At 47.0% G+C, this 25,735-nt stretch carries 21 protein-coding genes; 7 read left to right on the top strand and 14 right to left on the bottom strand.

Translation table 11 applies throughout. The features are described from left to right. The first annotated feature begins 186 nt into the window (after positions 1-186). The 7 genes from H6629_12820 to lon all read left to right on the top strand — a co-directional run bounded on the left by H6629_12820 (position 187) and on the right by lon (position 9,193). Entirely contained in the window at positions 187-1,185 is a 999-nt protein-coding gene (locus H6629_12820; GenBank protein MCB9068677.1) for an endonuclease/exonuclease/phosphatase family protein, read from the top strand. Between the two features lie 145 nt (positions 1,186-1,330). After that, on the top strand, positions 1,331-1,798 hold the full coding sequence (locus H6629_12815) for a DUF1905 domain-containing protein (GenBank protein ID MCB9068676.1): 468 nt from the start codon (positions 1,331-1,333) through the stop codon (positions 1,796-1,798). A 15-nt stretch (positions 1,799-1,813) separates the two neighbouring features. Next, positions 1,814-3,118 carry a thymidine phosphorylase gene (locus tag H6629_12810; protein MCB9068675.1) on the top strand — a complete coding sequence of 435 codons (1,305 nt, stop codon included), beginning with the start codon at positions 1,814-1,816 and terminating at the stop codon, positions 3,116-3,118. Positions 3,119-3,356: 238 nt separating this feature from the next. Continuing rightward, positions 3,357-4,655, top strand: a complete 1,299-nt coding sequence (gene tig, locus H6629_12805) for a trigger factor (protein ID MCB9068674.1) — start codon at positions 3,357-3,359, stop codon at positions 4,653-4,655. A 79-nt stretch (positions 4,656-4,734) separates the two neighbouring features. After that, positions 4,735-5,340 carry an ATP-dependent Clp endopeptidase proteolytic subunit ClpP gene (gene clpP / locus H6629_12800; GenBank protein MCB9068673.1) on the top strand — a complete coding sequence of 202 codons (606 nt, stop codon included), beginning with the start codon at positions 4,735-4,737 and terminating at the stop codon, positions 5,338-5,340. Positions 5,341-5,366: 26 nt separating this feature from the next. Next, a complete protein-coding gene (gene clpX, locus H6629_12795; protein MCB9068672.1) occupies positions 5,367-6,614 on the top strand; it encodes an ATP-dependent Clp protease ATP-binding subunit ClpX in 1,248 nt (415 codons plus the stop codon). 227 nt (positions 6,615-6,841) lie between these two features. After that, positions 6,842-9,193, top strand: a complete 2,352-nt coding sequence (gene lon, locus H6629_12790; GenBank protein ID MCB9068671.1) for an endopeptidase La — start codon at positions 6,842-6,844, stop codon at positions 9,191-9,193. Here the strand turns inward: lon and lptB are convergent. The 14 genes from lptB to H6629_12720 all read right to left on the bottom strand — a co-directional run bounded on the left by lptB (position 9,190) and on the right by H6629_12720 (position 25,639). Beyond that, positions 9,190-9,963: an LPS export ABC transporter ATP-binding protein gene (lptB, locus tag H6629_12785; protein ID MCB9068670.1), complete on the bottom strand. Its 774-nt coding sequence runs from the start codon at positions 9,961-9,963 to the stop codon at positions 9,190-9,192. The two genes, lon and lptB, sit on opposite strands and share 4 nt — an antisense overlap. A gap of 3 nt (positions 9,964-9,966) precedes the next feature. Continuing rightward, positions 9,967-11,067, bottom strand: coding sequence for a hypothetical protein (locus tag H6629_12780; protein ID MCB9068669.1), 1,101 nt, complete (start codon positions 11,065-11,067; stop codon positions 9,967-9,969). After that, positions 11,064-11,636 carry an LPS export ABC transporter periplasmic protein LptC gene (lptC, locus tag H6629_12775; GenBank protein ID MCB9068668.1) on the bottom strand — a complete coding sequence of 191 codons (573 nt, stop codon included), beginning with the start codon at positions 11,634-11,636 and terminating at the stop codon, positions 11,064-11,066. Before lptC ends, H6629_12780 begins: the two co-directional genes overlap by 4 nt. A gap of 27 nt (positions 11,637-11,663) precedes the next feature. Beyond that, positions 11,664-12,668 carry a KpsF/GutQ family sugar-phosphate isomerase gene (locus H6629_12770; protein ID MCB9068667.1) on the bottom strand — a complete coding sequence of 335 codons (1,005 nt, stop codon included), beginning with the start codon at positions 12,666-12,668 and terminating at the stop codon, positions 11,664-11,666. 3 nt (positions 12,669-12,671) lie between these two features. Then, on the bottom strand, positions 12,672-13,229 hold the full coding sequence (locus tag H6629_12765) for an HAD hydrolase family protein (protein ID MCB9068666.1): 558 nt from the start codon (positions 13,227-13,229) through the stop codon (positions 12,672-12,674). Positions 13,230-13,250: 21 nt separating this feature from the next. Next, on the bottom strand, positions 13,251-14,078 hold the full coding sequence (gene kdsA / locus H6629_12760; GenBank protein ID MCB9068665.1) for a 3-deoxy-8-phosphooctulonate synthase: 828 nt from the start codon (positions 14,076-14,078) through the stop codon (positions 13,251-13,253). After that, a complete protein-coding gene (locus H6629_12755; protein ID MCB9068664.1) occupies positions 14,075-15,697 on the bottom strand; it encodes a CTP synthase in 1,623 nt (540 codons plus the stop codon). The genes kdsA and H6629_12755 overlap by 4 nt, the downstream gene beginning before the upstream one ends. 8 nt (positions 15,698-15,705) lie before the next feature. Beyond that, positions 15,706-16,458 (bottom strand): 3-deoxy-manno-octulosonate cytidylyltransferase, encoded by a 753-nt coding sequence (gene kdsB, locus H6629_12750; GenBank protein ID MCB9068663.1) that lies wholly within the window; start codon positions 16,456-16,458, stop codon positions 15,706-15,708. Then, a complete protein-coding gene (gene gatC / locus H6629_12745) occupies positions 16,455-16,742 on the bottom strand; it encodes an Asp-tRNA(Asn)/Glu-tRNA(Gln) amidotransferase subunit GatC (protein ID MCB9068662.1) in 288 nt (95 codons plus the stop codon). The genes kdsB and gatC overlap by 4 nt, the downstream gene beginning before the upstream one ends. A gap of 145 nt (positions 16,743-16,887) precedes the next feature. After that, the gene (locus H6629_12740) at positions 16,888-17,799 is read right to left on the bottom strand and encodes a M23 family metallopeptidase (protein MCB9068661.1); all 912 of its coding nucleotides are present in this window, start codon (positions 17,797-17,799) and stop codon (positions 16,888-16,890) included. A gap of 279 nt (positions 17,800-18,078) precedes the next feature. After that, a complete protein-coding gene (locus tag H6629_12735) occupies positions 18,079-18,474 on the bottom strand; it encodes a hypothetical protein (GenBank protein ID MCB9068660.1) in 396 nt (131 codons plus the stop codon). Positions 18,475-18,613: 139 nt separating this feature from the next. Then, entirely contained in the window at positions 18,614-21,256 is a 2,643-nt protein-coding gene (locus tag H6629_12730; GenBank protein ID MCB9068659.1) for a patatin-like phospholipase family protein, read from the bottom strand. A 243-nt stretch (positions 21,257-21,499) separates the two neighbouring features. Beyond that, complete coding sequence (locus H6629_12725; GenBank protein MCB9068658.1) at positions 21,500-24,922, bottom strand: hypothetical protein; 3,423 nt, start codon at positions 24,920-24,922, stop codon at positions 21,500-21,502. Positions 24,923-24,967: 45 nt separating this feature from the next. Further along, complete coding sequence (locus tag H6629_12720) at positions 24,968-25,639, bottom strand: DUF4159 domain-containing protein (GenBank protein MCB9068657.1); 672 nt, start codon at positions 25,637-25,639, stop codon at positions 24,968-24,970. Positions 25,640-25,735: the final 96 nt, after the last annotated feature.

The following is a 25,735-nucleotide window of genomic DNA, read 5'->3' as shown; positions in this document are numbered from 1 at the left end:
TGGCAAGCTTATTTTTTCTCACTGTTTTTTTTCTCAAAAATCGATAACAACTTGTTATCAACCCGTTGTTTCTAATGAAAATAAAGAATCCCGGATTTCATTTACCGCAATGTTGTGAAAGTGTTTTGAAGCTTGGTTTCCTCAGGAAAAATTCGGATATTTTTGCGAACAAAACAAAGGCTGAAAATGAAACGCATATCACTTTTCTTGTTAATATTGGCGATCCAGTTTGCTGCCGGTCAAACCATGAAAATTGCCACATACAACATTTATTTTCTCGATGACGGCATTTCCGCGGAACGTAAAGAGAGCTTGCAAACGGTAATTCGAGAGTTAGATGCAGATGTGATCGCCTGCGAAGAAATCAACAATCCAGCAGCTTTGCGAAATATTGTTGGCGACACTTACCAAATTGCCATGATCGACGACACCAGCGAGGTGCAGGAAGTGGCGCTGCTGGTTCGCGAGCCGTTCAACATCGTTTCGCAAAGATATGTTTTTCCCGATACGCTGTATGATTTTGAATTCCCGCGCAGCCGCGATTTGCTGGAAGTAACCGTTGAAGGCTACAACCGGGAATTTGTATTTCTGGTGCATCACGCCAAATCCCGGCGCGGTGGACGGGAGAAGAACGATCCGTTGCGAAACGGCGCATCGAAGCTGATTTTGCGGCACCTGCAATCGGAGGAAATGGCCGGCAAAAACGTGATTGTTCTCGGCGATTTCAACGATAATCCAGACGACCGTTCGCTCAATATTCTCGAATATGGCGATCCCGACGCACCCGCAGGCATCGACAAAACAGAGGACACTTTTCTGTTCAACACATCGGAATCGCTGTTGGAAAAAGATTACGGCTCATACGGCTACAATTTTCTGCTGGACAGCATCGAAACGGAAACATTCGACCCGACAGCAGCCGGTTCCCGTGCGGAAAACAACAAATGGCGCGGCAAAACCCACGATTACATGAAAGATGTAAAAGTGAAAATTACCCTGTTGGACAACATTCTCGTTTCCATGAGCTTAAAGCCGTATGTGAAGGAATCCGGTGTTTTCAATCGTTCGTCGGCAGTGCGCGGCAGACGCAGCAGCATCCGTTTTGAAAATGATAAACTGGTGTATAAGGAACGCGGCAGCTTTGCCTCTGACCACATTCCGGTGTGGGTGACGCTGGCATTTTAAACGACCGGCACCATCCGCTGATTTACAATTTAAGCGCTCTTTTTGAGCGCTTTTTTATTCCCGGCGGACAATTGAATTTTTTGCGGCATTCGCCCGGCTTTATCGCTAAATTGGTAAAATCAGCAAAAACAAACGGATTTCTGATATGAAAACCTACACTTTTGATGCAACAATTATCGGACACGGGCAGATGAATGCAGCGTTCATCGAGTTCCCATATGATGTTGAAAAAGAATTCGGATCCAACGGATGGGTAAAAGTCCGCGCCACTTTTGACGGATTCGAATATCGCGGATCGCTGGCAAAAATGGATCACCACTGCCATTTCTTGATTATGACTCAGGCGGTGCGCAAGGCCATCGGCAAACAGCCCGGCGATTCCGTTCACGTCACCATCCAAAAAGATGACCAGCCGCGAACGGTGGAAGTACCGGAAGATTTCCAGAAAAAGCTCGACGAAAACCCCGAAGTGCAGACGTTTTTCGACGATCTCGCCTTCACCCATCAAAAAGAATATGTTCGCTGGATCACTGAAGCCAAACGCCCCGAAACCCGGGAGCGGCGCATCAACAAAGCAATAGAAATGCTCACCAGCAAACAAAAACTCAGCTAAACTTTCGGAAAAAATATGTCACCTTACGAAATTATCGCGATCAAACGCGACGGAAAAACGCTTTCTCCCAACCAGATCACCGAATTTATTGCCGCTTACATGCGTGGCGATGTTACCGATTACCAACTCACCGCGTTGCTGATGGCCATTTATCTGCGCGGCATGAATTTCGAGGAAACCGGCGCGCTCACCAAAGCATACATAAACTCCGGAGTGATGGTCGATTTACAGGATATTCCAGGCATCAAAGTGGACAAACACAGCACCGGCGGTGTTGGCGATAAAGTCTCGCTGATTTTGGCACCGTTGGTTGCCAGCCTCGGTGTTCCGGTTCCCATGATTTCCGGACGCGGACTCGGGCACTCCGGCGGTACGCTGGACAAGTTGGAATCGATCCCCGGATTCAAAACAAATTTGGGATTGGATGATTACCGTAAATTATTGAAAAATCACAAACTTGCGCTCATCGGGCAAACAGCGGAAATCGTTCCGGCGGACAAACGGATTTACGCCCTCCGCGACGTAACTGCAACGGTCGATTGCATGCCGCTCATTGCTGCCAGCATCATGAGCAAAAAAATTGCCGAAGGCATTGATGCGCTGGTGCTGGACGTGAAATACGGCAACGGCGCATTTATGAAAACGCCCGAGCAGGCAACAGAACTGGCACAAACGCTCATCCGCATCGGTAAAGATTTTGGCAAAAAAACCGTCGCATGCCTAACCGGAATGGAACAACCACTCGGCAACGCCATCGGTAATTGGCTGGAAGTAAAAGAATCGCTGGAATGCCTCAACGGCGAAGGTCCGGATGATTTGCGAACGGTTACCGTTCGCCTCGCGGCGCATATGCTGGTTGCCGGCGGCGCAGCAGATTCTGTCGAAGCGGGTGAGAAATTGGCAAAACGCGCACTATCGGATGGCTCCGCAATGGCGAAATTCCGGCAAATTACCGCAGCGCAGGGCGGCGATGTTTCATTTTTGGACAACCCCGGAAAATATCGCCAAGCGACTGAAATTCATAGGCTTACCGCAACAACATCAGGCTACGTTTCGCAAATGGATACCTTCGGAATCGGGATGACCTCCGTCAGCCTGGGCGCCGGCAGATTACGCGCCGAAGACAATATCGATCCGGTTGCGGGTATTTTGATGAATGTCAGCATCGGTGATGCCGTATCCAAAGGCGATCTGCTGCTGACCATCCACACCAACCTGCCCGGACAGGTTGAACCGGCGTTGGAACGGCTGCAAAACGCCATATCCATTAGCGAAAAACCGGTTACGGCACCGCCATTAATTCTTAAAGAAATTGTGTAAAAAACACCGATTTAACCGCTTTACAAGCTTCTTGCAATACCTTATTGCAGCTATTATATTTGGCAGTTATGAAATAAAAGCTACATTTTCATAACTTTTGTGGCATTATTTGTGGCGATTTTAGCAGTTTTTTTCCCTTTTACAGCTTGGTCCGGGCTGTTTCCCCGGTTTTTTTGCCGGAATATCAGAAAACAAATTAATTACGATAACAGCTGAAGTTTAATGACGAGGAAGCAACATGCAATTTGAAGTGAAAGAAATTGACAGCATAAAACGACATCTTTTGGTGACCGTTCCGTCAGATGATCTCCAAAAAATTGAAAGCGAAATTTTGAAAGATGTCAGCAAAAGCGTATCGCTGCCGGGTTTTCGCAAAGGCCGCGCGCCCATCGGTTTGATCAAAAAAAATTACGCCGATTTTATACGCAAAGAAGTACTGGAAACCGCTGTCAGCCGTGGCTACCAACAGGCAATGACCGATTCCGAATTGAAAATTGTCTCCAAAGGTGAAATTCAGGATCTCAAATTTGATGGTCCGCAAACCGACATGACATTCACCGTCGTCGTTGAAATCCAGCCGGAAATTGATCTTAAAAAATACAAAGAACTCGCCGTTGAAAAAGAAAAAGTAGTTGTGACAGACGAAATGATTCAGGAAGCATTGGAAAACATTCGCCAAAGCTATGCCACCGTAAAATCTGCGGAAAAAGCGGAAGAAGGTCACCTGGTTACGCTGTCGATTCAGGAACTTGGCGAAGGCGATATGCCGATAGTCGGTCGCAAATACGACGATGTGAAAGTGAAACTCGGCTCCGGCCAGTTTGACGAAGATATGGAAAAGCAAATGATCGGGCTGACGGAAAATGAAGAACGGATTATCCGCCGCAAAACCGAACCCAAAGAAGGCGAAACCGATGGCAAAACGGAAAGCTACAAAGTTACCGCAACAGCCGTTGAAGAGCAGGAATTGCCGGCAATTGACGACGAATTAGCCAAAAACCTCGGTGAGGAAAATATAAATACGTTGGACGAACTCAAAAAATATCTCAACGAACAAATGGAACACCGGATGACACATCATGCGGAGCAGCACCTGACCCAACATTTGATCGATGAATTATTAAAAGAAAACCCGTTTGATGTGCCGGAAGCAATGGTTGATAACTACATTAATTATGTTATCGAAGACCTCAAAAGGCAAAACCCAAAAGCCAAAATCGATACAGAAATTGTTCGCCAAAACCATCGGGTTGAGGGAATTCATGCCATTCGCTGGCATCTGTTAAAGGATAAGATCCGGCAGGTCGAGAATATAGAGGTTTCAGACGAAGAAGCATTTGAACGTGTTGATAAAGCAGGATTTAGCCCGGAAGATGTTGAGATGTTGAAAAGTAACCCGGAGTTCCTTCGCCGCATCAAAGACGACATGATCGATGACAAAGTTATCAAATTTCTCAAAGAAAACGCCAAAATAACCGAAGTAGATCCGCCGGAAACCCCTAAATTTACAGCACAGGTAGATAATCCGGCAGAATGAACTTAAATTGTAATCAAGCGTAAATGATTACGCAAAAAATATTCAGGATAAAATTGGAAAATCAGGGGAGGATTGCTCCATGCCATTAATTCCAATGGTTGTTGAACAAACCGGACGCGGCGAACGCGCCTACGATATTTATTCACGATTGCTGAAAGAACGCATCATTTTTTTGGGTACACCGATTGATGATAACATTGCCAGCCTAACCATTGCGCAATTGTTGTTCCTGGAAGCAGAAGATCCGGAAAAAGATATTTTTCTTTACATAAACAGTCCCGGCGGTATTGTGACGGCCGGATTGGCAATCTACGACACAATGCAGTATATTCGTCCGGATGTTGTTACAACGTGCATCGGGCAGGCTGCCAGTATGGGTGCCATTCTGTTGGCTGCCGGCAAACGCGGCAAACGCTTTGTGCTCCCGAACTCCAGAGTGATGATTCACCAGCCGCTGGGCGGGGTGGAAGGTCAGGCTGCCGATATCGACATCCACGCACAGGAAATTTTGAAAATGCGCGAACGACTCAATAAACTTCTCGCCGATCGTACCGGGCAACCGCTGGAACAAATTGAGCAGGATACCGACCGCAACTTTTTCATGACAGCCAGCCAGGCAATAGAATATGGTATTGTGGACGAAATCCTGACCCGTCGTGAAGTTGAATCCGAAGCTACTGAATAATAAATCTGATAAAAGAGTTTAGTTTTATGGCCAACAAAGATTTTTATGAACATGAATCAAATTGTTCGTTTTGCGGACGTCGCGCCACGCAGGTTACCCAATTAATTACCGGGCAATCTGCCAGCATCTGCGACCAATGTGTAAACAGCGCGAACGAAATTTTGCGTAATTCCCGCTATTCGCAATACCAGCGCGGCGAATTTACGCTCCCTAAACCCAAAGAAATCAAAGAGTTCCTCGATCAATTTGTGATCGGTCAGGAACATGCTAAAATTGCCATGGCCGTTGCGGTTTACAACCATTACAAACGGATTTCGCTGGATGGCTTTCAGGATGATATCGAAATTGAAAAAAGCAATATCCTCTTTTTGGGACCCACGGGCGTTGGCAAAACCTTGATGGCCCAAACCTTGGCACGTTTGCTTCAGGTGCCTTTTTCAATTTCCGACGCTACCACGCTCACAGAAGCCGGATATGTCGGTGAAGATGTGGAAAATATCCTCGTGCGGCTGTATCAATCCTCAAATTACGATGTGCCATCAACCGAGCGCGGCATTGTTTACATTGATGAAGTGGACAAAATTGCCCGGAAAGCCGGCAGTCCTTCCATCACCCGCGATGTTTCCGGCGAAGGCGTGCAGCAGGCATTGCTCAAAATTCTGGAAGGAACCGTTTCCGCTATCCCACCGAAGGGCGGGCGTAAACATCCTGAAGCGCCGATGGTTCATATCAACACCAAAAATATTTTGTTTATCTGCGGTGGTGCATTTGATGGATTGGGCGATGTTATCCGCCGTCGCATCGGTGAAAAGAAAATGGGCTTCAGCGCCCACGTTCGCTCCCTCAGAGAACTATCCGACACCGAGCTGTTTGGATATGTTGAGCCGGAAGATCTGGTTCATTATGGATTGATTCCCGAATTGATCGGTCGATTGCCCGTTTTGGTTGGCCTGCGCGATCTCTCCGAATCCGAATTGCTGGCAATTTTGGTTGAACCCCGAAATTCACTGATCAAACAGTACAAAAAACTGTTCGAACTGGAAGGTGTTGAGCTGAAATTTACGGATAAAGCGCTTCGCGAAGTGGTCAGTTTGGCACGCAAACGCAAAACCGGCGCTCGCGGACTGCGCGGCATTCTCGAAAAAGCGATGCAATCGGTGATGTTCAAAGTGCCATCGATGGAAGGCGTCAAAGAATGCCTGGTTACCGAAGATGTTATCCTCGGCAAAGATGAACCGGTGCTCAAAATGGAAAAATCACGGCAATCTGCCTGATTCTCCACAGCCGAATAAATTTTCTTTACGGGGTAGATGATGTGAATTCTACCCCGTTTTTTTATAGTGAAACGAAATGTTGATTGTTACCTGCTCAATCGTAAAACAATACCGGATTTCGAAATGGCGTTTCAACGCCACAACCGCCGGAACTCCCTTCAAAAGTTCTTTGATTCCCAAATTATCTTGTTTTATATTTTGTCAAATTTAGTAATAAAGAGACCTTCATGAGCGAATACCAACGCATTTTAAAAGGCGACGACGTTTTGGAAATCCCGACAGTGCTGCCACTTTTACCCGTTCGGGAACTGGTGGTTTTCCCATATTCCGTTGTGCCGTTGCTGGTCGGACGCACCAAATCGCTAAAAGCCATTCAGGTTGCCAGAGATAACGACGACCTGCTGCTGGTTGCCACCCAAAAAAACGCTGAACAGGAAGCGCTGCGATCGTCTGATATTTTCCGGGTGGGAACCGTTTGCCGGATTTTGCAGCTACTGGAATTTCCCAACGGTCATGCCAAAGTTGTTGTGGAAGGTGTTATCCGGGCAAAAATTCGCAAATTTAACGGCAACCGTCAATATTTTCGTACCGAAGTAGACATCTTTGAGGAAATGTCGGATCTCGATGAAATTACCGGAAACTACGTCGACCAACTTCACCACTATTTTAAAGAATACATTGCCCTGACACCAGACTTGCCCGAAGAAATGCTCGACCATTTGCAGCGGCAGGGTGATACCTACCGGATGATTGATTTTGTTGCGTTGAACATTCAGGCTTCCGCGCATCAAAAACAGCAAATTCTGGAAGAACGGGATATCGAAAAACGGCTGATTATGCTGCTGGATCTGATCCGGCAAGTGATCGGGCACCATCAAGTGCGCATGGATCTGGACCAAAAAGTCCAGGAAAACCTGATGAAAAATCAGCGCAATTATTACATTCAGGAAAAGCTGAAAATCATCAACAAAGAGTTGGGCGAAGACGACGACCTGAATTCCCCGGAATTAATGAAACTGGAAGATGATATTTTCAGCGCCGACATGCCCGATCCCGTTTTGGATAAAGCCACAGAAGAATTCAATAAACTGCGCAAAATTCCGCCGTTTTCGCCGGAATACACGGTCATTCGCAATTATCTGGACTGGATGATCCGGCTGCCGTGGCAAACCCGCACACAGGACCGGCTCAACATCGCCGAAGCCCAAAAAATTCTCGATGAAGACCACTACGGTTTGGAAAAACCGAAAGAACGGATTATCGAACATCTGGCGGTTATGAAACGGGTCAAACAATTGAAGGGTCCGATTTTGTGCCTCGTTGGCCCACCCGGCGTGGGCAAAACCTCGCTCGGTAAATCCATCGCTCGGGCGTTGGGGCGCAATTTTACACGAATTTCCCTCGGCGGTGTACGCGACGAAGCAGAAATTCGCGGGCACCGGCGAACGTATATCGGCTCGATGCCCGGCAAATTTATTCAATCGATGAAAAAAGTAGGCAGCGTAAATCCGGTTATTTTGTTGGACGAGGTGGACAAACTGAGCTCCGATTTTCGCGGTGACCCCGCATCCGCGCTGCTGGAAGTGCTCGATCCGGAGCAAAACCGCACTTTCAACGATCATTATCTGGATGTCGATTACGATTTATCCGACGTGTTTTTCCTGACCACAGCCAATGTTCGCTCGAATATTCCGTTGCCCTTGCAGGATCGGATGGAAATTATCGAGCTGCCTGGATATCTGGAACACGAAAAGCTGAGCATCGCCCGGTATCACCTGATACCCAAACAAATGCAAGCACACGGTTTGGTGGAAAGCGAAATGCGAATTGAAGACGATGCCGTTTTGCGCGTCATCCGCGAATACACCCGCGAGGCAGGTGTTCGCGAGTTGGAACGTCAGCTGGCAAATCTCTGCAGAAAAACTGTCCGGCTGTTCAGCGAAGCCAAAAACGGGCAGCCCAAACAAATTACACAAGAAAATCTCGATGAATTTCTCGGGAAACCGCTGTATCTCAGCCGCGAATCGGAATTGGAAGAACAAGTTGGCGTGGCAACGGGATTGGCGTGGACATCTTTCGGCGGCGATATCCTCAAAATTGAAGTGATTATGCTGCCCGGCAAAGGCAAGCTGACCCTCACCGGCAAGCTTGGCGATGTGATGAAAGAATCCGCGAATATTGCGTTGAGTTACGTGCGCGCAATTTCCGGGCGATACAACATAGACCGTGAAATTTTCGAGAACAACGATTTGCACCTGCACTTGCCGGAAGGCGCGGTTCCCAAAGACGGGCCGTCCGCCGGTGCTGCGCTGGCAGCGGCGATGCTGTCTGCAATTATCCGGCGACCGCTGCGAAATAATATTGCACTGACCGGCGAACTGACGCTGCGCGGTAAAATTCTGGCCGTTGGCGGCATCAACGAAAAACTGTTGGCCGCACAGCGCAACAACATCCGCACCGTTCTGCTTCCCAAAGAAAATCGCAAAGAGGTGCACGATCTGCCAAAAGAAATCCGCGACGGCATGACCATCATCGAAGTGCAATCGTTTGAAGATGTGTTGGAAAAAATTTTGGTTTAACGCAGCAATTTGAAGGTTTCGCCCAGATACAATTTTCTCGCCTCCGGATCGTTGGCGAGAAATTCGCTATTGCCCTCTTTCAGCACTTTGCCCTCAAACAGCAAATATGCGTGATCCGTAATGGAAAGTGTTTCGTGAACATTGTGGTCGGTAATCAAAATACCGATATTTTTCTCTTTCAGGCTGATCACAATATTTTGAATATCCTGCACTGCAATCGGGTCCACCCCGGCAAACGGCTCATCCAGCAAAATAAATTTGGGATTGTTCACCAGTGCGCGGGCAATCTCCGTACGCCGGCGTTCACCGCCGGAAAGATTATATCCCAGATTTTTGGCAATATGGGTAATGCGCAATTCTTCCATCAACTGTTCGCAGCGTTCCTTGCGCATTTTCCGGGAAAATTTGAGGGCTTCCATAATTGCCAACAAATTTTGCTCAACTGTTAACTTACGGAATATTGAAGCTTCCTGTGGCAAATATGCCATTCCCAATCGGGCACGTTTGAACATCGGCAAATTGGTGATTTGCCGTTTGTTGAGATAAATTTCGCCGCTATTGGGCGCAATCAGTCCGGTGATCATGTAAAACGAGGTGGTTTTCCCGGCGCCGTTGGGACCGAGCAGCCCAACAATTTGCCCCTGCCGCACCTGCAAACTAACCTCGTTCACGACTTTCCGTTTGCCGTAAATTTTCACCAGATTTTCTGATCGCAGAATAGAAGATTCACCTTCGTGCCCGCTGATTGCTGTAATATCTTCGATTGCCATAAGCTATTGTTTTTTCGCTATTTGATCCGGTTTATAAACGCCTTCTGCACCACCTTTAACCTGAATAATATCCACTTCGCCTTCTTTGAAAAACACTTTAATTGTATCTGCGGAAGCATTGTTGACACCCTGCACCACTTCCTCATTTTTCAAAAAATATTGGCTTCTGGCATTATCATACGCCCAAAGTTCGGTAATCTGGCGCTGTTGAATGAACGCCTGAATTTCTTTCCCGCTGAGGCGGTTGATTTTTTGACTTGCGGAATCTTCCACCGAAATGGCAACCGCATTTTGCCGAACGATAATCCGGCTGAGCTCCATTTCCGGTAATTCAAACTCAATCTGATATCCGGTTAATTCGTTGTTTTTCTGGTTTGCGACCGGCTCAATTTCCAGAAAAACCCGCTCCATATCCAGTTGATACACTGCGGAATCGCAACGCGCGAACAAATCCGCCCGAATGATTCGCACGGAATCTGTCGCGATCGCCATTCGTTCGGGATCAAACTGATAGACCATTTTTTCGGCAAAAATGTGCAACGTATCGGTGCCGGAGCTATCCACTTGCAAAAAATGGGCGTTTCGCTCAACCCGGCTCAACGATTGTTCCGGCAAATATTCACCCTGTTCGGCAGTTACGGTAACGCGGGCGTCATCGTCGATCAGCACCAGATTGCCCTTCGCAAACGATTGATCTGTTTCGTAAAAATAACGCAAATAATCGCAAAAGAGGCGCTGCTCCGGTCTTTCGAGATGCACTTTGCCTTCGCAAACAGCAATTTTGCTCAGTTCGTAATACGTCACTTTGTTTGCCGTCAGCGTTTCAGAACCGCGAATCAGCCGGACAGAGTTCAGCAACACAACCTTATTTTGCTCGCGATAATATTCCGCCTGATCGCAAAAAATCTCAACCGTATCCTGGCGGATGTGAACACTGCCTTCGAGAATTTTCACTTCCTCGTTGGTGTTCAGGCGAACACCGCGCGAAAAATCCGCATGAACCAATTCGATCCGGGATTGCGCAACGAGTGCCGTGGAGGCAAGCAACATCAATAAATACAAAAACTTACGCAGCGTAGTATTTAATGTTATTTTGGCGTTCAATTTCGGGGTTTTTCCAACTGCATTTTGCGTTTTGAATAACCGCGGGCATTACGGATTTCGTAATTGACTAGCTCGGGATCGGAAATAAATGAATCGCCGACCAACGTATCTTCATCCGTCGTGAATTTAACGGGCACATCGCTGATAATTTTTTGCTTCTGATTATCCCACAACAGCTCTTCCGTTTCCAAAACCACGCCGCTGTCGGAAATGACAATCACGTTACCCATCGCCCGGAGATTTTCCGTTTGGTTATCAACTACGCCTTCGTGCGCGGTGAGAACAGAGTTGTGCTGCCCTTCGCGGTTGTAAAAATCAACGTGGATGCTATCTTTCAAAATCGTTTGATTTTGTTTGTTGTAAACCGCAACATATCCCGACCAAACCCGTGCAAATCGTCGCCCTTCTTTCGAAATAACGATAATCGAGCCCCAACTTTCCTGATCGGGTAATTGCTGCAACGAATCCTGCGGGCTGGTTGCGGACTGCTCATCCTCAACTTTGCTGCATGCACCGGTCATAAAAAACAGCGCTGCAACAACTGTCAGCATCAAAAAAAAACGATTCATATTATATTGTTTTTACTCAATTTAAATTTAGAAAATACCTGTGCGCATTATGTCGTGCAAATGAATAACACCAATCAAATGTTCTGTTTGATCCAGCACCGGCATCGCGATGATCCGGTATTTTTCCATTTTTTTGTAAACCGTATACGCCAAAGTGCCGCTTTGCACCGTTTTTGGCGATCGATTCATCACATCTTCCACGGGAATTTGGAAAAAGTGTTCCGTTTTTTCAACCAGCCGGTTCAAATCGCCGTTGGTCACCACGCCGACCACCCGGTTTTCAGGATCCGTAACCATACAAATACCGCGCTTTGCGGTCATTTGCAAAATAACATCTTTCATTTGGGCAGTTGGCTGAACAACCGGAACGTGTTCCCCGGTTTCCATAATGTCATCCACTTTTAGCAGCAGGCGTTTGCCCAAAGCTCCGCTGGGATGCAAAAAAGCGAAATCTTCTCGGGTGAAATGGCGTTTTTCCAACAATGCCATCGCCAATGCGTCACCGAGTGCCAGCATTGCAGTAGAGCTGGTTGTCGGGGCAAGATCGTGCGGGCAGGCTTCCTCAAAATCCGCAATGGTCAGGGCAATGCTGCTGTGTTTTGCCAACGCCGATTCCGCATTTGCGGTAATCGAAATGACAGGCACGCCGATCCGTTTGAAAATCGGCAGCAGATTGAACAATTCCTCCGATTCACCACTTTTGGAGAGACAAATAATCACGTCATCTTTGTGAACGATGCCGATATCGCCATGAACGCCATCGGTTGGATGCATGAAATAGGTGGCTGTTCCGGTGGATGCCAGCGTTGCGGCAATTTTTCTGCCGATCGCGCCGGATTTTCCCAATCCGGTGATAATTACCCGGCCTTTACAATCGAAAATCATATCCACAGCGCTAAGAAATCGATGATCTATCTCTTTTAATAACAATCGGATAGCATCTGCTTCCATGACAATCACCCGTCGGGCGATATTTATCAACCGCTTTTGTTCTTCGGATAAAATTGTATTTGGCTGCACTGAACCATTCATAATTTACCTGCCAAACGATTTCAGTATCGTTTCGACTTTTTCATCGCGTTTGCCTTGCGCAAACATAATAAAATCAATCACTTCGCGAACCGCGCCTTCCCCACCCCGGCGACGTGTTTGAAACGGTGTAATTGCACTTAAATCTGCCGCCGAATTGTGAACGGCAACGGGCAATCCTACCAGCTCCAACAGTGGTATATCGGGGAGGTCGTCACCGACATAACAAATTTGTGAGTCATCCAGATTGAATTTTGTTTTGAGATCCCGATAGGCTTCGATTTTGCTGTAACTGCCGAGATAAATCGCATCGAAACCGATTTCCTCCGCCCGAAACCGAATTGCTTCGCTGCCGCTTGCGGAAATAATTGCGATGACATATCCGGAAAATTTTGCCAATCGCAGCCCGAATCCATCCAGCGAATTGAACACTTTTACCTGCTCACCGGCATCCGTTCGGATAATTTGCCCTTTGGTGAGCACACCATCCACATCAACCAAAATCGCCCGGACTTTGGCTGCCCGGCGAAACAGTTCAGCAGATTGTTCAGATGCACAAATCATAAGCAGTTGTTTTATATAATTTTAAATGTTTTCACGAATGTGTTGGTATAGCGCGGAAAGTTGTCCGGCAACTGCGCTAAATTTTTCGAGCGGTAATTGCGATTGCGCATCACTGAGCGCATTTGGCGGATCCGGGTGCACCTCCATAAACACTGCGGAAACCGCGCCGGTGGCAATTGCCGCACGTGCCAGCGGTTGAATAAATTCCGGCTGACCGCCGCTAAAACTGGCTTGCCCGCCGGGGATTTGCACGCTATGGGTTGCATCGAACACAACCGGATAACCGGTTTTTGCCATCACGGAAAGCCCACGCATATCCACAACCAGGCTTTCGTAGCCAAAAGTTGTGCCGCGTTCGGTTAACAAGATGTTGGTGTTGCCTGTGCCGGCAACTTTTTCAGCCGCTTTTTGCATGCCTTCCGGTGCCAAAAACTGCCCTTTTTTGATATTCACGGTTTTCCCGGTTCGTCCGGCAGCCAACAGCAAATCGGTTTGGCGACACAAAAACGCAGGGATTTGCAATACATCCACCACACTCGCGACAATCGGCGCTTCCATTTCGGTGTGGATGTCTGTCAACAGCGGCAAATCGTACGTGTTTCGCACTTTTTCCAAAATTCCCAACGCTTTTTCGAACCCAATTCCGGTGAAACCGGAAGCGGATGTGCGATTGGCTTTTTTGAATGATGATTTAAAAACCAGTTGAATCGGCAGGTTTTCCGCGGCACGTTTCAGCGATTCGGCGGTGTTCATTACCAATGATTCGCTTTCGATCAAACAGGGTCCTGCAATAATCAGCAACTGCTGATCCAATCCGGCTTTCAAATTTCCGATCGAAACGGTTTTCATTCTTTCGCTCCGTGCTCGAGTGCTGCGGCAACAAAGCCAGTGAAAAGCGGATGCGGGCGCATAATTCGGCTTTTCAATTCCGGATGAAATTGTCCGGCGATGAAAAACGGATGATCCGTAATTTCAATAATTTCAACCAGTTCGCCATCGGGAGAGAGACCGCTCATCTTCATTCCGTTTTTTTCGAGTATCTCGCGATAGCTGTTGTTCACCTCGTAACGGTGGCGGTGGCGTTCGGTAATGTGTTCTTCGTTGTACAGTTTTCGGGCAAGCGTGTTATCCTGCGTTTTGCAGGGATAGCTGCCTAAACGCATGGTTCCGCCCATTTCGGTAACGCTTTTTTGCGATGACATAATATGGATCACAGGGTGTTCACAGGTTTCATCAAATTCGGCGCTGTTGGCGTTGGCAAGTCCGCACACATTCCGGGCAAATTCGATGACTGCGCATTGCAATCCCAAGCAAATCCCGAAAAACGGGATTTTACTTTCCCGGGCATACTGAATGGCTTTCAGCTTCCCTTCGATTCCCCGATTGCCAAACCCGTAAGGCACCAAAATACCATGAACGCCTTCAAAATATTTGGCCACATCGTTTTCCGATTCAATTTCTTCGGTATTCACCCAAACCACTTCAACACGAGCATCGTTTACCACACCGGCATGAATCAATCCTTCTATGATGCTTTTGTAGGCATCCGGCAGTTGAACATATTTGCCACAAAGTGCTATTTTTACGGTGTTTTGGGGATTTTTAATTTTATCGACAACGGCTTTTAACCCATTCAATTTTGGTCGACCGGCGGGGAGATTCAGTCGTTGCACCACCAATTCGTCCAAGCCTTGTTCGGCGAGCAGCACCGGTACTTCGTAGATCGTTTTCACATCCGCCGCTTCAATGACCATCCGGTAATCCACGTTGCAAAACAGCGCAATTTTTTTGCGGATGCCTTCATCGATATGCTGGTTTTCCGTGCGGCAAATCAGAAATTCCGGTAAAATACCGATTTCCCGCAGGCGCATCACGCTGTGCTGGGTAGGTTTGGTTTTAATTTCACCCGCAGAAGCAATGTAGGGCAGCAATGTAAGGTGCATATTGGTTGCATTAGCATGTCCGCATTCGAGGCAAAATTGGCGAATCGCCTCCATAAACGGCAGGCTTTCGATATCACCGACAGTGCCACCAACTTCCACAATAACGACATCTGCTTCAGTTGCATCTGCCAGTTTTACAATTCGCGATTTTATCTCGTCGGTGATGTGCGGAATTACCTGTACCGTCGCCCCGAGATAATCGCCCCGGCGTTCTTTGGAAATAACGCTGTTGTAAATCTGACCGGTAGTAATATTGTTGTTGCGGCTCATGTTTTCATCGATAAACCGTTCATAATGCCCCAAATCCAGATCGGTTTCAGCGCCATCTTCGGTTACGTAAACTTCGCCATGTTGATAAGGGCTCATCGTGCCGGGATCGACGTTGATGTACGGGTCAAATTTCATGATTGTGACATCCAGCCCGCGCGTTTTCAACAAAAAACCCAGCGAAGCGCTGGTGATCCCTTTGCCCAGCGATGACACCACACCACCGGTGATAAAAATAAATTTGGTTTTTGATGGAATCCGGTAGCTCACCCGTTTTGTCCTCTCTGTTTGATAAGTTCTTCCACTTTTGGCAGATCTTCCGGTGTGTCCACTCCCGGAGAAAGGGACTCAGCCAGAACCACATGTATCGGAAAACCGCGTTCGACGATCCGCAATTGCTCCAATTTTTCTACTTTTTCCAGAACGCCTTCCGGCCATTCCAGAAATTGCAACAGGAAATTTTTGCGATAAACATAAACGCCAATATGGCGGAACAACAACGGCAATGGCTGAAATTCATCATCTCTCGGATGCGGAATTGGTGCCCGCGAAAAATAGATTGCCTGCATGTTGCAATTAACGAGCACTTTTACAATCGCCGGATTTTGCCAATCAAAAGCATCCTCCAAAGGAAAACCCAACGTTGCTACTGATAACGCAGGATTTTGCTGAAGCGCCATTATCGCCTGCGTTACAGCCGCCGGCGAAATAAGCGGCTCATCGCCCTGTAAATTCACAACGATATCTGCGTCTATCTGCTGCGCGACAATCCCAACCCGTTCGCTGCCATTGGCACAGTTTTCCGGTGTCATGATTGCCACTCCGCCGAATTGTTTTACAGTGTCTGCAATCCGCAGGTCATCTGTTGCAACAATCACCTGCGATACATTCCGGATTTGCAACGCACGTTCGTAAACCCACTGGATCATCGGTTTTCCGGCGATCGGAATCAACGGTTTGCCGGGAAGCCGGCTTGCCGCATATCTTGCGGGAATAACCACCGCAACATCTGATGTCATTTGATCACCTTAGGCACTTTGAAAAATGTATCCTGCGGCGACGGCGCGTTACGGACGGCAACTTCCGGCGGGAAAGACTCACCGGATTTATCCTCGCGCATCACATTAACGATATCAATCGGGTGGCTTAGCGGTTCAACGCCATCAGTGTTCAGCTCGTTCAGTTTTTCGATGTAACCCAGAATATCACCAAGCTCATGCGCCATTTGGGTTTTATCGGTATCACTAAATGTCAATTTAGCCAGTTTTGCGATATGCTCAACGGTTTCTACGGTAACTTTCATAAGCACTTTCTCTTCCTTTTTCAGCCTGTCAAAATAAACATTCACCTATCCAAAAACAACCGATATTCACGATAGCCGGGCATGAAAAAAGCCGAAGGCAACATACCCTTCGGCTTTATAAAATTGTCAAAATTGTGATATCTGTTTATTCATCAAAGTAGAAGTTTTCCGGATTTAGCGGCTTACCTTTAAAATAAACTTCGTAATGGAGGTGATAGCTAGTGGTTAAACCGGTTTTGCCAACTTCACCAATTTTATCGCCACGTTTGATATGCTGTCCTTTTCGGACATAAATTTTTTGCATGTGACCAAAACGTGTTTTAAATCCGTATTTGTGATCAATCATCACTTCCAAGCCATAACCACCATTTCGCCCGGAGGATGATACAACGCCATCAGCCGGAGCAATAATCGGCGTACCGCCCGGGGCAGCCATATCAACACCTTTATGGAAATGCATGTATTTTTTGATTGGGTGGCGACGGTTGCCAAAGCTGCTGGAAATGTAGGCATTTGGCACAGGCTTTAACACCGGCAAGTAACGCAATGAGTCCTGCTGACGTTCCACAGTTGCAATCAGCTTTTCATAGCTTTCTTTTTCTAACCGGACTTCACGATCCAGTTTGTCGAGCAATTTCAAATTTTCAGCTAAACGAGTGCTAAATGAAAAAGCTTCTGCCATTGCTGCCGTCGTAATATTCGGGTCGGTACCACCAACACCCACTTTACGAACGTCAGAATCAATTGGCGGGAGATCCAGCAGAGTGCGCAACTGGTCGTCACGTTCCTCTAAAAAATCGAGACTACTGTTGAGGCTTAATAACTTTTGACCGATTTTTTCAATTTCTTCGTGAAGCGTTTCATTCTGAATTTTTAGCTGGGAAATTTTAGAATTTTCGCTGTAATCAATAAAATGATCAATCGAAAACTTTAAAATCATCCCTACGCCAACAACAATTGCAATGGTCGCAAGTGCTATTTTTTTGAACGACAATTTAAATTCTTTAACACCCGAGGATTCCGGATTAACATAGATTAATAACGGCTTCTTCCTCATTACTATCCCCTGCTTACGCTTTATCTCTCTTTGTAACGCCTGTCACAAGTGGCGCACGATGAAGATAATGAAATTACCTAATTTTGTCAACCCCAGTTTTTAAAACACTCTAGAATTGATTATCGAACAAAGCATTCAATTCTATTAAAAAAATTGCTGTCAACTAAGTCATTTTCCACAAATCTCCGTATAAGCCAAGATATAACAACAAACAGATCTCCACCCACCAAATGTTTGGGGTTGATAATTTAAGTATGGGGGTGATTTAATCTTGTGCGGTTATTGAAATAAGGCTTTTATACTCCCCCAAGTTTTTGCAAAACTGCTAAGTTTGGGGATAACGGAGATAATTTCGCTGGATTGGAAGGTTCCGTCGGTTCGACGGATACGAAGACGGTAATAATAGACATTGTTGACGCTGGTCAGGTTTGAATCGACATATTCATACTCACTATTGCTTCCTTTAGCAGGAACCTCACCAGCTTTGGTAAACACTTTTTTATCACTGCTCCGTTCGATAATAAACAGACTAACTGCATCTTCATCCCCGGTTCGCCAGTTCAATACAATTTTATCGCGTGCCGGAGCACCAACAAACTCGACAATAATTGCATCCGCAAATAGCGACATGCAAAAACCCAGAAGAAATGTGATCGTAAAAAGTGCTTTTTTCATAGTTTTAATTTCAAATATAACCTGAGAAAATTACACGCAACGATTCAAAAAAGCAAGCACCGAGTTTAAAATCCGCTGTTTTTTGATATTTTTGTTGTCGCAACAATAGTGTAATATTTCATGACTATACACTATTTGTTCAAAAATCAAAACCCATAGAGAACTGCAACTTTCCGTCACGCTTGAACACATATGCATACGTTAATTGAATTGGCCCAAGCAAGGAATTTATTGCAACAGATGCAGAAACCGATTGGACAAAATCATTTGTTGAGATGTCTTCATCCGGCTCTTCCCAGGCTGCACCAACTGAATAATTGCTGATTAAAAAGGCTTCAACCGGTAGGTTCCATTCCAGCTTATACCGCATATCCAGCCCGGCCTGGATAAATTGCCTGCCAAAGATCTCGCGTTCATGCAATCCGGGGAAACTGTTTTGACCACCAAAGAAAAAATATTCGGTAAACGGTAATGTTAAATCTGCGCTGCCGGCATAAACATACGGATGGTAATTTAATTGTTTTTGGAGATTGTAATAACCTTCCAATCCCAAAAATACCCGCGTAAAAGGTTCGCTGCCACCCAATAGCCGCTGGCTGCCGGCTTCCCAGGACCAACGGTTGTAAATTCCGCTTTCCGGGAATGGCAATTTATCGCGTTTATCCACTACAGAATTGACGGAAATCGAACGTAAGCGAAAATTATTTTTAGAAAAGTCGTCTTCCGGTGCGCCGAGGTCAATTTCTTCTGCCCGGAGCTCAACAGAAATGATACCGAGACGTTGAATTTGCTGCCCCACAGAGAACCGGAATCCTCGCCGGATAATTTCATAATCCGGAAATCGGTTGAAATTGCGATAAAAACGATCCTGTCGTTCGGAGTAATATGTTGAGGCACTGGCAGTCAGATAGCTTCTGAACAGCCGAACCGTGTAAAATCGCAGTTCCATATTTCGTGAAAACTCACCCACAGCGCCAAAAAGGCTCATTTTGGTTTGAGTTCCCAAAAAGTTATCCGCCAGCAGTTCTGCAAAGCCTTCGGTCAATCGCTCTGTCGAGTAATGCGCACCAAGCCGGGCAACCTGATAGCGCTTTTCCTTCACTTTGATAACCATAATATTCAGCGAATCTTCTTTTTGAAGATTGATCAGCACCCTGTCAAACAAGCCTGTGCCGTAAATATTTTCGATGCCGCGTGAAGCTTTTGCGTTTTCAAATAAATCGCCTATTTTAAGGGGCATTTCCCGCAAAATCACAAAATTACGGGTGATATCATTTCCATGAATCCGGATATCGTCAACCCGTCCATTGTTCAGCGAAATGTGCAACACGTTCGATTCCGGAAGAAAACGGATAGCTGAAACATGGGTTAGCGAATAGCCCTCTTTAAAAATTGCATTCTGCAATCGTTCAAGATTTTTTACTAAACTCAATATATTCAGTCGCTTACCGGCGTGTTCATTTTGAATTTTGGATACAACACTATCCGGCAAAGCCGGGTGAGCATCGATGACAACAGATTCAATTTCCGGCTGCTCCCGAACCAAAAACGTCAGAATTCGCCGGTTTTCTTTCATTGAAACATGCGCCTGAATATCCTGAACATATCCACTTTGATAAATGACTCGCATATTGTCCAGCACATCGCGGTAACTGACCGGAATGTCACTCATTGATTGAGGCATAAATGTGGTGGTAATCGGTAGTTGATTATCGTTTGTCGCCAACGGTATCTCACCGGTGGAATGGAAAAGCAGCAGCGAGCGAAGCAGTTGAAATGTTTCCTTCGATAGCCCCTCATACCGGATTTCGCTGATTTCGCCAATTGACCGATTTTCATTGATGCGCTGGGAGTCGGATTCGACAATTTTCCGTTCAATTTCTGAAATATGTGTCAGCGCGGCCTGATAGCCCAATTCAACCAAACTATCCGAAAATTCGAAGCTGCCACCTTTGAAATCGCCGAGTTCCGGCATGATAAGCACATCCGCTAACTGCCGGCTTTCCTCCGTTGGCTTTTTCATCATGATGGATGTCACCTGATCGGCAACTTCCCACGGCGCGTTGATGTCGTCCGGTGCCCGCAATTCCGATGTGCAATCTACTGCAATTACGATGTTTGCATGTTCATCCTGCGCAACCTGAACCGGCAAATTGTCGGTAATGCCACCATCCGCCAACCGCATTCCGTCAATTTCCACAGGAGCGAACAGCAGCGGGAAAGCCATACTGGCGTTGATCGCCTCCGCCAAATCGCCATCTGCCAACACCACTTTTTGCCCGCTGATGATATCCGTCGCCACTGCCCGGAACGGGATTTTCAACTGATCAAAATCAGTTGTTTGATAGCTCGCTTTCAGCAATTTGTTGTAGAGCGTTTGAAAAATGCGTTGTCCCTGAGAAATGGAGGTGGGTATTACCGGCATCACGCCATCCAGCCGGAACTGTACCAAATGGCGTCGGGGAATACTTTTTTGGGAAATGAACATCAGCGGACGATCGGTTTGATCGTTGAAAATACTGTTCCAATCGATGCTTTTGATATTGCGGCGAATATCCTCCGCACTGAATCCGGCGGAATAAAACCCGCCGATGATGCTGCCGATGCTGGTTCCGACAATCAGATCAACCGGAATTTTGTGCTCTTCAAATGCCTTCAGCACACCGATGTGCGCCAATCCGCGTGCGCCGCCACCGCTGAGTACCAGCGCAACTTTGGGGTGTTTTAACGGATAATATTCGATATTTTTGAAAGGAAATGGCTGTTTTTCGGCTTTTTCCAACCGGATCCACAGATCGTTTTCCGGTGTTTGCGCCTGTAAAACAGCACCAAAATCACCGAAAAAAAGAATGCAGCTTAACAGGCAAGCTGCACAAAAGTTACTAAATATCTGATTTGGGCGATGATATCGCACCATTTGCACCCTGATTTTCTGCACAGAATCCACATTCCCGGAGCCGCCGGAATACCATTGGCTCTATTTCATTACATGCAACTGGGGGAAGTTGCCATTTTTCACAATCAATTATTTCTTTTCACCGGCGGTTTCGCCCTGCCGTGAGAGAATTTCGTAATACAACTTAATATACTCTTTATACTCGGACGAATAACCTTCTTTCAACGCTTCCTGCATTTCCTTGCGGAGCTGATTTTCGCGTTCGAGCATTTCCCGTTTCAGCTGCGGCGGCGATTTTGCGGCAACACCTTGCTCGCGTTCTGCCTGCCGTTTTTTGGAATGTTCCTTTTCGCGAACCGATTTTTGAGCATCGAGCATTCGGCTGAGGATGCGTTGCTGGCGTTCAATCACTTTCGGGCTGAGTTGCTGTCGCTGCAGTTCCTCAACCACTTTTTCCATTTCTTCGCCCAGTTCGCCCAATCTGCCGAGCACATCGTTGCGATTGCCCATTTCGTCATTCAATTTTTCCAGCGATTTCTGGATCGCTTGCTGTTGGGCTGCCATTCGCGCCATTTGTTCTGCCGGAACTTGTCCGCCGGGACGTTGTCCCTGCTGGAACATGCTCATTGATTCCTGATTCAGTTGTCCCTGCTGTCCGGCCATTTGCTGCATTTGTTGCATAAATTGTTCAAATCCGGTGCCGGATTGCGATTGCATCATGCTGTTCATCGAGCTTTGCATGGACATAATTGCTTCGTTATAATTGCCCAACGCCTTTTGCTGCGATCGCGCCGCGCCGCGTGGATTGCGGTTCGATAATCCCTGAAGGGCATTTTCCATATTTCCCATCAGCGATTGCATAATTTGGCTCATTCCCGGCTGCATAAAAAATGATTTGTTGGAAATTTCCAGCATTTGCCGAACGATATTTCCGGCATTCTCCCGCAACTGCGCCTGCTCGCGGGCGGTTTGGTTGATGCTGTTGGATGCCATATCCGAATTTTGGGAGCGCTCAACCAATTTTTCCTGCTGAAAGGAAGATCGCAGCAAATCCTGTTGCACTTTTTGCATCGCTTGCATCAACTCCTGCTGCTGTTGCTGCTGCATTTGCTGACGATTTTGCTGCATCCGGCTTTGCAACATTTCCAATTGTTTTTGGACATTTTCGCCGCTTTTTTGGGCGTTTTGCTGCTGCCCCTGCTGCATTTGCTGCTGCATCTGCTGCATCTGTTCGCTGATTTGCTGCTCGTCCATAAATTCGCGCGTTTTTTCGAGCGATTCAGCGATTTCCGGCATCATTTCTTCAAATTCCGAAGTTGCTTTTTCCAGCGCATCTTCCATCGCTTCGCTGTTTTCGGCGAGGTTTTCTTCCTGTTGGGCGAGTTGTTCCTGCTTATCTTTCGACAAATTTTCCTGCTGAAGCTGCTCGTTGATTTGCTTTTGGGCATCCAGCATTTCCTGAGCCATTTTGTTCAACTCGTCCATTTTCTGTTCCAGTTGAACGCGTTTGAACAATTCGTACGTCCGTTCGATGCGTTCTTCAAATTGCTCAACAGAAAATTCGAAGCGTTCCATTGCTTCTTTAATCTCTTCCATGTTGGCATTTTCCATCGCTTTTTGCAACTCTTTCAACGCTTCCAGCATTTCCGGCGAGGCGAGGTCCTCGATCATTTGCTGGAGTTCCATATATTTTTCGAGCGTTTCCTGACTGAGCACATCGCGCTGTTCCAGATCGCTGATCACCTGTTCCAGTTCTTCGCGCAATTCCTGCATTTTATCCAGATTTTCCTGCTGCTTTTGCGCCTGCTCCTGAATTTGCTGCTTGCGTTCCCAGGTCAGTTCCTCTTCCCGCTTCATTTCGCGATTAATTTCTTCGAGCTTTTCTTTCAGCGCTTTGGTTTCTTCGGCAATTTCGCGGGTGTCTTCCAATTGCTCGGATAAATTTTCATCCGCTTTGGCCAGCACTTCCATCAACGATGGCAAGCGGAGCACATACGTTTGGCTGCGTGCCGTTTTGGGTCCGGTGATAACATCGTTATCGCGAATTTCGGCGAAATACTCGACGAAATCATCCGGCGAGAGATAGAAATTGCGCAAATTCCAGCGATAATCCGCCAGTGCCCGCGTCGCTTCGATTCGCTGATACGGCACATTGATAGCAAATTCGCTGGTATCGCCGGTGGAGCCGGCTTTGATGTGACGCCCTTTCAGGCTCAGTTTCGTAAATCCGTAATCATCCCGAAGATTGATCAGCAGTGGCAAATCGAGTTCCTCGCCCAATTCCAGATCCTGTCCCGGGCGGGTGATTTCCACAAACGGCAGTTCGTCCTGCAGCGCAAAAACGGCGTATTGCACCGGTTGGTAATTTTCAATGCCATCCGCATCGCGAATACCGACATGATATTGCCCGTCTTCCCGAACCGTAAATTGCCCGGTTGCGCGATTTCCGTTGGTTTGCAGCTCAATCCGGGTAGAGTCGTCGAACTGAAACCAACTGCCGGTGAGCGATTTATTTGCCTCAATGCGAATATCAACCGTCGTGCCTTTCAGCGCGGTCACTTCACCATCGTTGAGCGGCAGAAATTTTTCGGGTAATCGCGTATAAACCGGATATGCCAGCTTTGCCTGCAACTCGCGGATGAACGGGCGTTCCTTCACCAGCACCGCATTCATATCGCTTTTGGCGGGGCGGTTTTCAAATCCGCGCATATCCAACTGCGCTTCAAACCAATAGTTGAATCGATTTTTGACATGCTTCAATTCATATTCGAAACGATTTCCGCTGCGCAGCGGCACTTCCAGCCGTTCCAGTTCCGGCGATTTGCTGTCATCGGCGAAATTTTCCAGCACCAGCCATAATCGCGATGGCATTACGCCGGTGAATTCACCTTCCAGCGTCACCGGATCGTTTTTGAGCACCACTTGTTCGCCGGAAATGCTTTTCAGCGTAACCGGAAACGGCGGTTCAAACGATTGGGTCGGATGCAACATTTTCAAAAAAGCCTGGTTGGTTGCGCCGGGAAACAGCAGGAACATAAACGCAAATCCGCCCATCGCGGCGAGCAGCCGAATGCCGGGACGTTTCCAGCCGGCCAGGTTGAGAATTTTGCCAAAATCGACATCGCAGAATGTGTTGTAAAGTTGTTTTAGCGAGAGATTTTTGAACGCTGCGTGGGTGGCAATGCCTTCATCGCGATAAATTTGCAGAAAATTGACCAGCGCATCCTGCACTTGTGGGGTTTCATCGCCGATCAGCCGGGAAATTTGATACAGATCCTGCTCTGCCGGCGAAAATGCGCGGCGCAAATTCGGCACAATTTCTTTGATCAGAAAATAACCGAGACCGCCAGCCAACAGCGCCCAAAACAGCAGACGCAGCGGCGGTATCAAATCGAACAATACTTCGATAAACAGGAATCCCAAAAACACGCAAATTGCCAGAAACACAAATTGCAACAGCGCCGCACCAACGTGGATCAGCCGGAATTTACGGTTTACCGCCAGCACTTTTTCGTGCGTTTCGTGATAAATGGGATCGATTGTATTGCTCATTATTCGTACTTCTTTATAATTATTTGCGAAATTTGAACCGGAAAATTACTGTAGCATCGCCCACAATAAGATGTTGGTTCCCATTTGCAGGGCGGAACGGCGCACATCCGGCGGGTCGTTGTGAACATCGGCATCTTCGCAGCCATCGCTGATATCGGTGTTGAAACTGTAAAATGCCACCATTCGTCCTTCAAAAAAGAGCCCGAATGCAACCGGTGGGCCGCCATCGTGTTTGTGAATTTTGGGCAATCCATTGGAAAAATTAAACTGCATGTGAAAAACCGGATGCGAAAAAGGTAGCGCAACCCAATCCGATTCCGGGAATACTTTTTTCATTTCCCGTCGAAAATATGGATCCATTCCGTAATCGTCATCTGCCCACAAAAAACCGCCTTTGATCAGATATTCGCGTAGTCGACTGGCTTCCGGCGCAGAAAATTTAATATTGCCATGTCCGGCAATATAGGCAATCGGATATTTGAAGAAATCTTTATCGGTAATTGATAGCACAATTTCCCGTTCGGTTGTTTCCACATTGTTGTTTTCCCGCATGAAGCGGAACAGATTGACAAATGTGGTGCGATTGCCATACCAATCACCGCCGCCGTCGTATTTGATGCGCGCAACCGATACCGGGTTTTGGGCAAACACGGATTGGGCCGCAAACAACATTGCGACTATCATCAATAAAAGCAGGTGTTTGGGAGATAATTTCATATTGAATTTACATTGGCAGATTAGCGTTTGTTATGGCTTTTTTGTTGACGACACAGCGTTGAACCGAACCCGGAACGTTCAGATTGTTTACCCGGA

This window comes from Calditrichia bacterium (genome assembly GCA_020634975.1).
GTDB lineage: Bacteria > Calditrichota > Calditrichia > RBG-13-44-9 > J075 > JACKAQ01.
Note: the sequence above shows the minus strand (reverse complement) of the source record. Positions and strands in the feature narration are given on the sequence as shown.

Coding starts and splice junctions, on each gene's coding strand:
- clpX (MCB9068672.1), top strand. CDS start 5,367: ATGGCCAACAAAGATTTTTATGAACATGAATCAAATTGTTCGTTTTGC.
- H6629_12725 (MCB9068658.1), bottom strand. CDS start 24,922: ATGAGCAATACAATCGATCCCATTTATCACGAAACGCACGAAAAAGTG.
- lptB (MCB9068670.1), bottom strand. CDS start 9,963: ATGGCAATCGAAGATATTACAGCAATCAGCGGGCACGAAGGTGAATCT.
- H6629_12735 (MCB9068660.1), bottom strand. CDS start 18,474: ATGAAAAAAGCACTTTTTACGATCACATTTCTTCTGGGTTTTTGCATG.
- clpP (MCB9068673.1), top strand. CDS start 4,735: ATGCCATTAATTCCAATGGTTGTTGAACAAACCGGACGCGGCGAACGC.
- lon (MCB9068671.1), top strand. CDS start 6,842: ATGAGCGAATACCAACGCATTTTAAAAGGCGACGACGTTTTGGAAATC.
- tig (MCB9068674.1), top strand. CDS start 3,357: ATGCAATTTGAAGTGAAAGAAATTGACAGCATAAAACGACATCTTTTG.
- H6629_12770 (MCB9068667.1), bottom strand. CDS start 12,668: ATGAATGGTTCAGTGCAGCCAAATACAATTTTATCCGAAGAACAAAAG.
- H6629_12765 (MCB9068666.1), bottom strand. CDS start 13,229: ATGATTTGTGCATCTGAACAATCTGCTGAACTGTTTCGCCGGGCAGCC.
- H6629_12810 (MCB9068675.1), top strand. CDS start 1,814: ATGTCACCTTACGAAATTATCGCGATCAAACGCGACGGAAAAACGCTT.
- kdsB (MCB9068663.1), bottom strand. CDS start 16,458: ATGACATCAGATGTTGCGGTGGTTATTCCCGCAAGATATGCGGCAAGC.
- lptC (MCB9068668.1), bottom strand. CDS start 11,636: ATGAATCGTTTTTTTTTGATGCTGACAGTTGTTGCAGCGCTGTTTTTT.
- H6629_12815 (MCB9068676.1), top strand. CDS start 1,331: ATGAAAACCTACACTTTTGATGCAACAATTATCGGACACGGGCAGATG.
- kdsA (MCB9068665.1), bottom strand. CDS start 14,078: ATGAAAACCGTTTCGATCGGAAATTTGAAAGCCGGATTGGATCAGCAG.
- H6629_12720 (MCB9068657.1), bottom strand. CDS start 25,639: ATGAAATTATCTCCCAAACACCTGCTTTTATTGATGATAGTCGCAATG.
- gatC (MCB9068662.1), bottom strand. CDS start 16,742: ATGAAAGTTACCGTAGAAACCGTTGAGCATATCGCAAAACTGGCTAAA.
- H6629_12740 (MCB9068661.1), bottom strand. CDS start 17,799: ATGAGGAAGAAGCCGTTATTAATCTATGTTAATCCGGAATCCTCGGGT.
- H6629_12820 (MCB9068677.1), top strand. CDS start 187: ATGAAACGCATATCACTTTTCTTGTTAATATTGGCGATCCAGTTTGCT.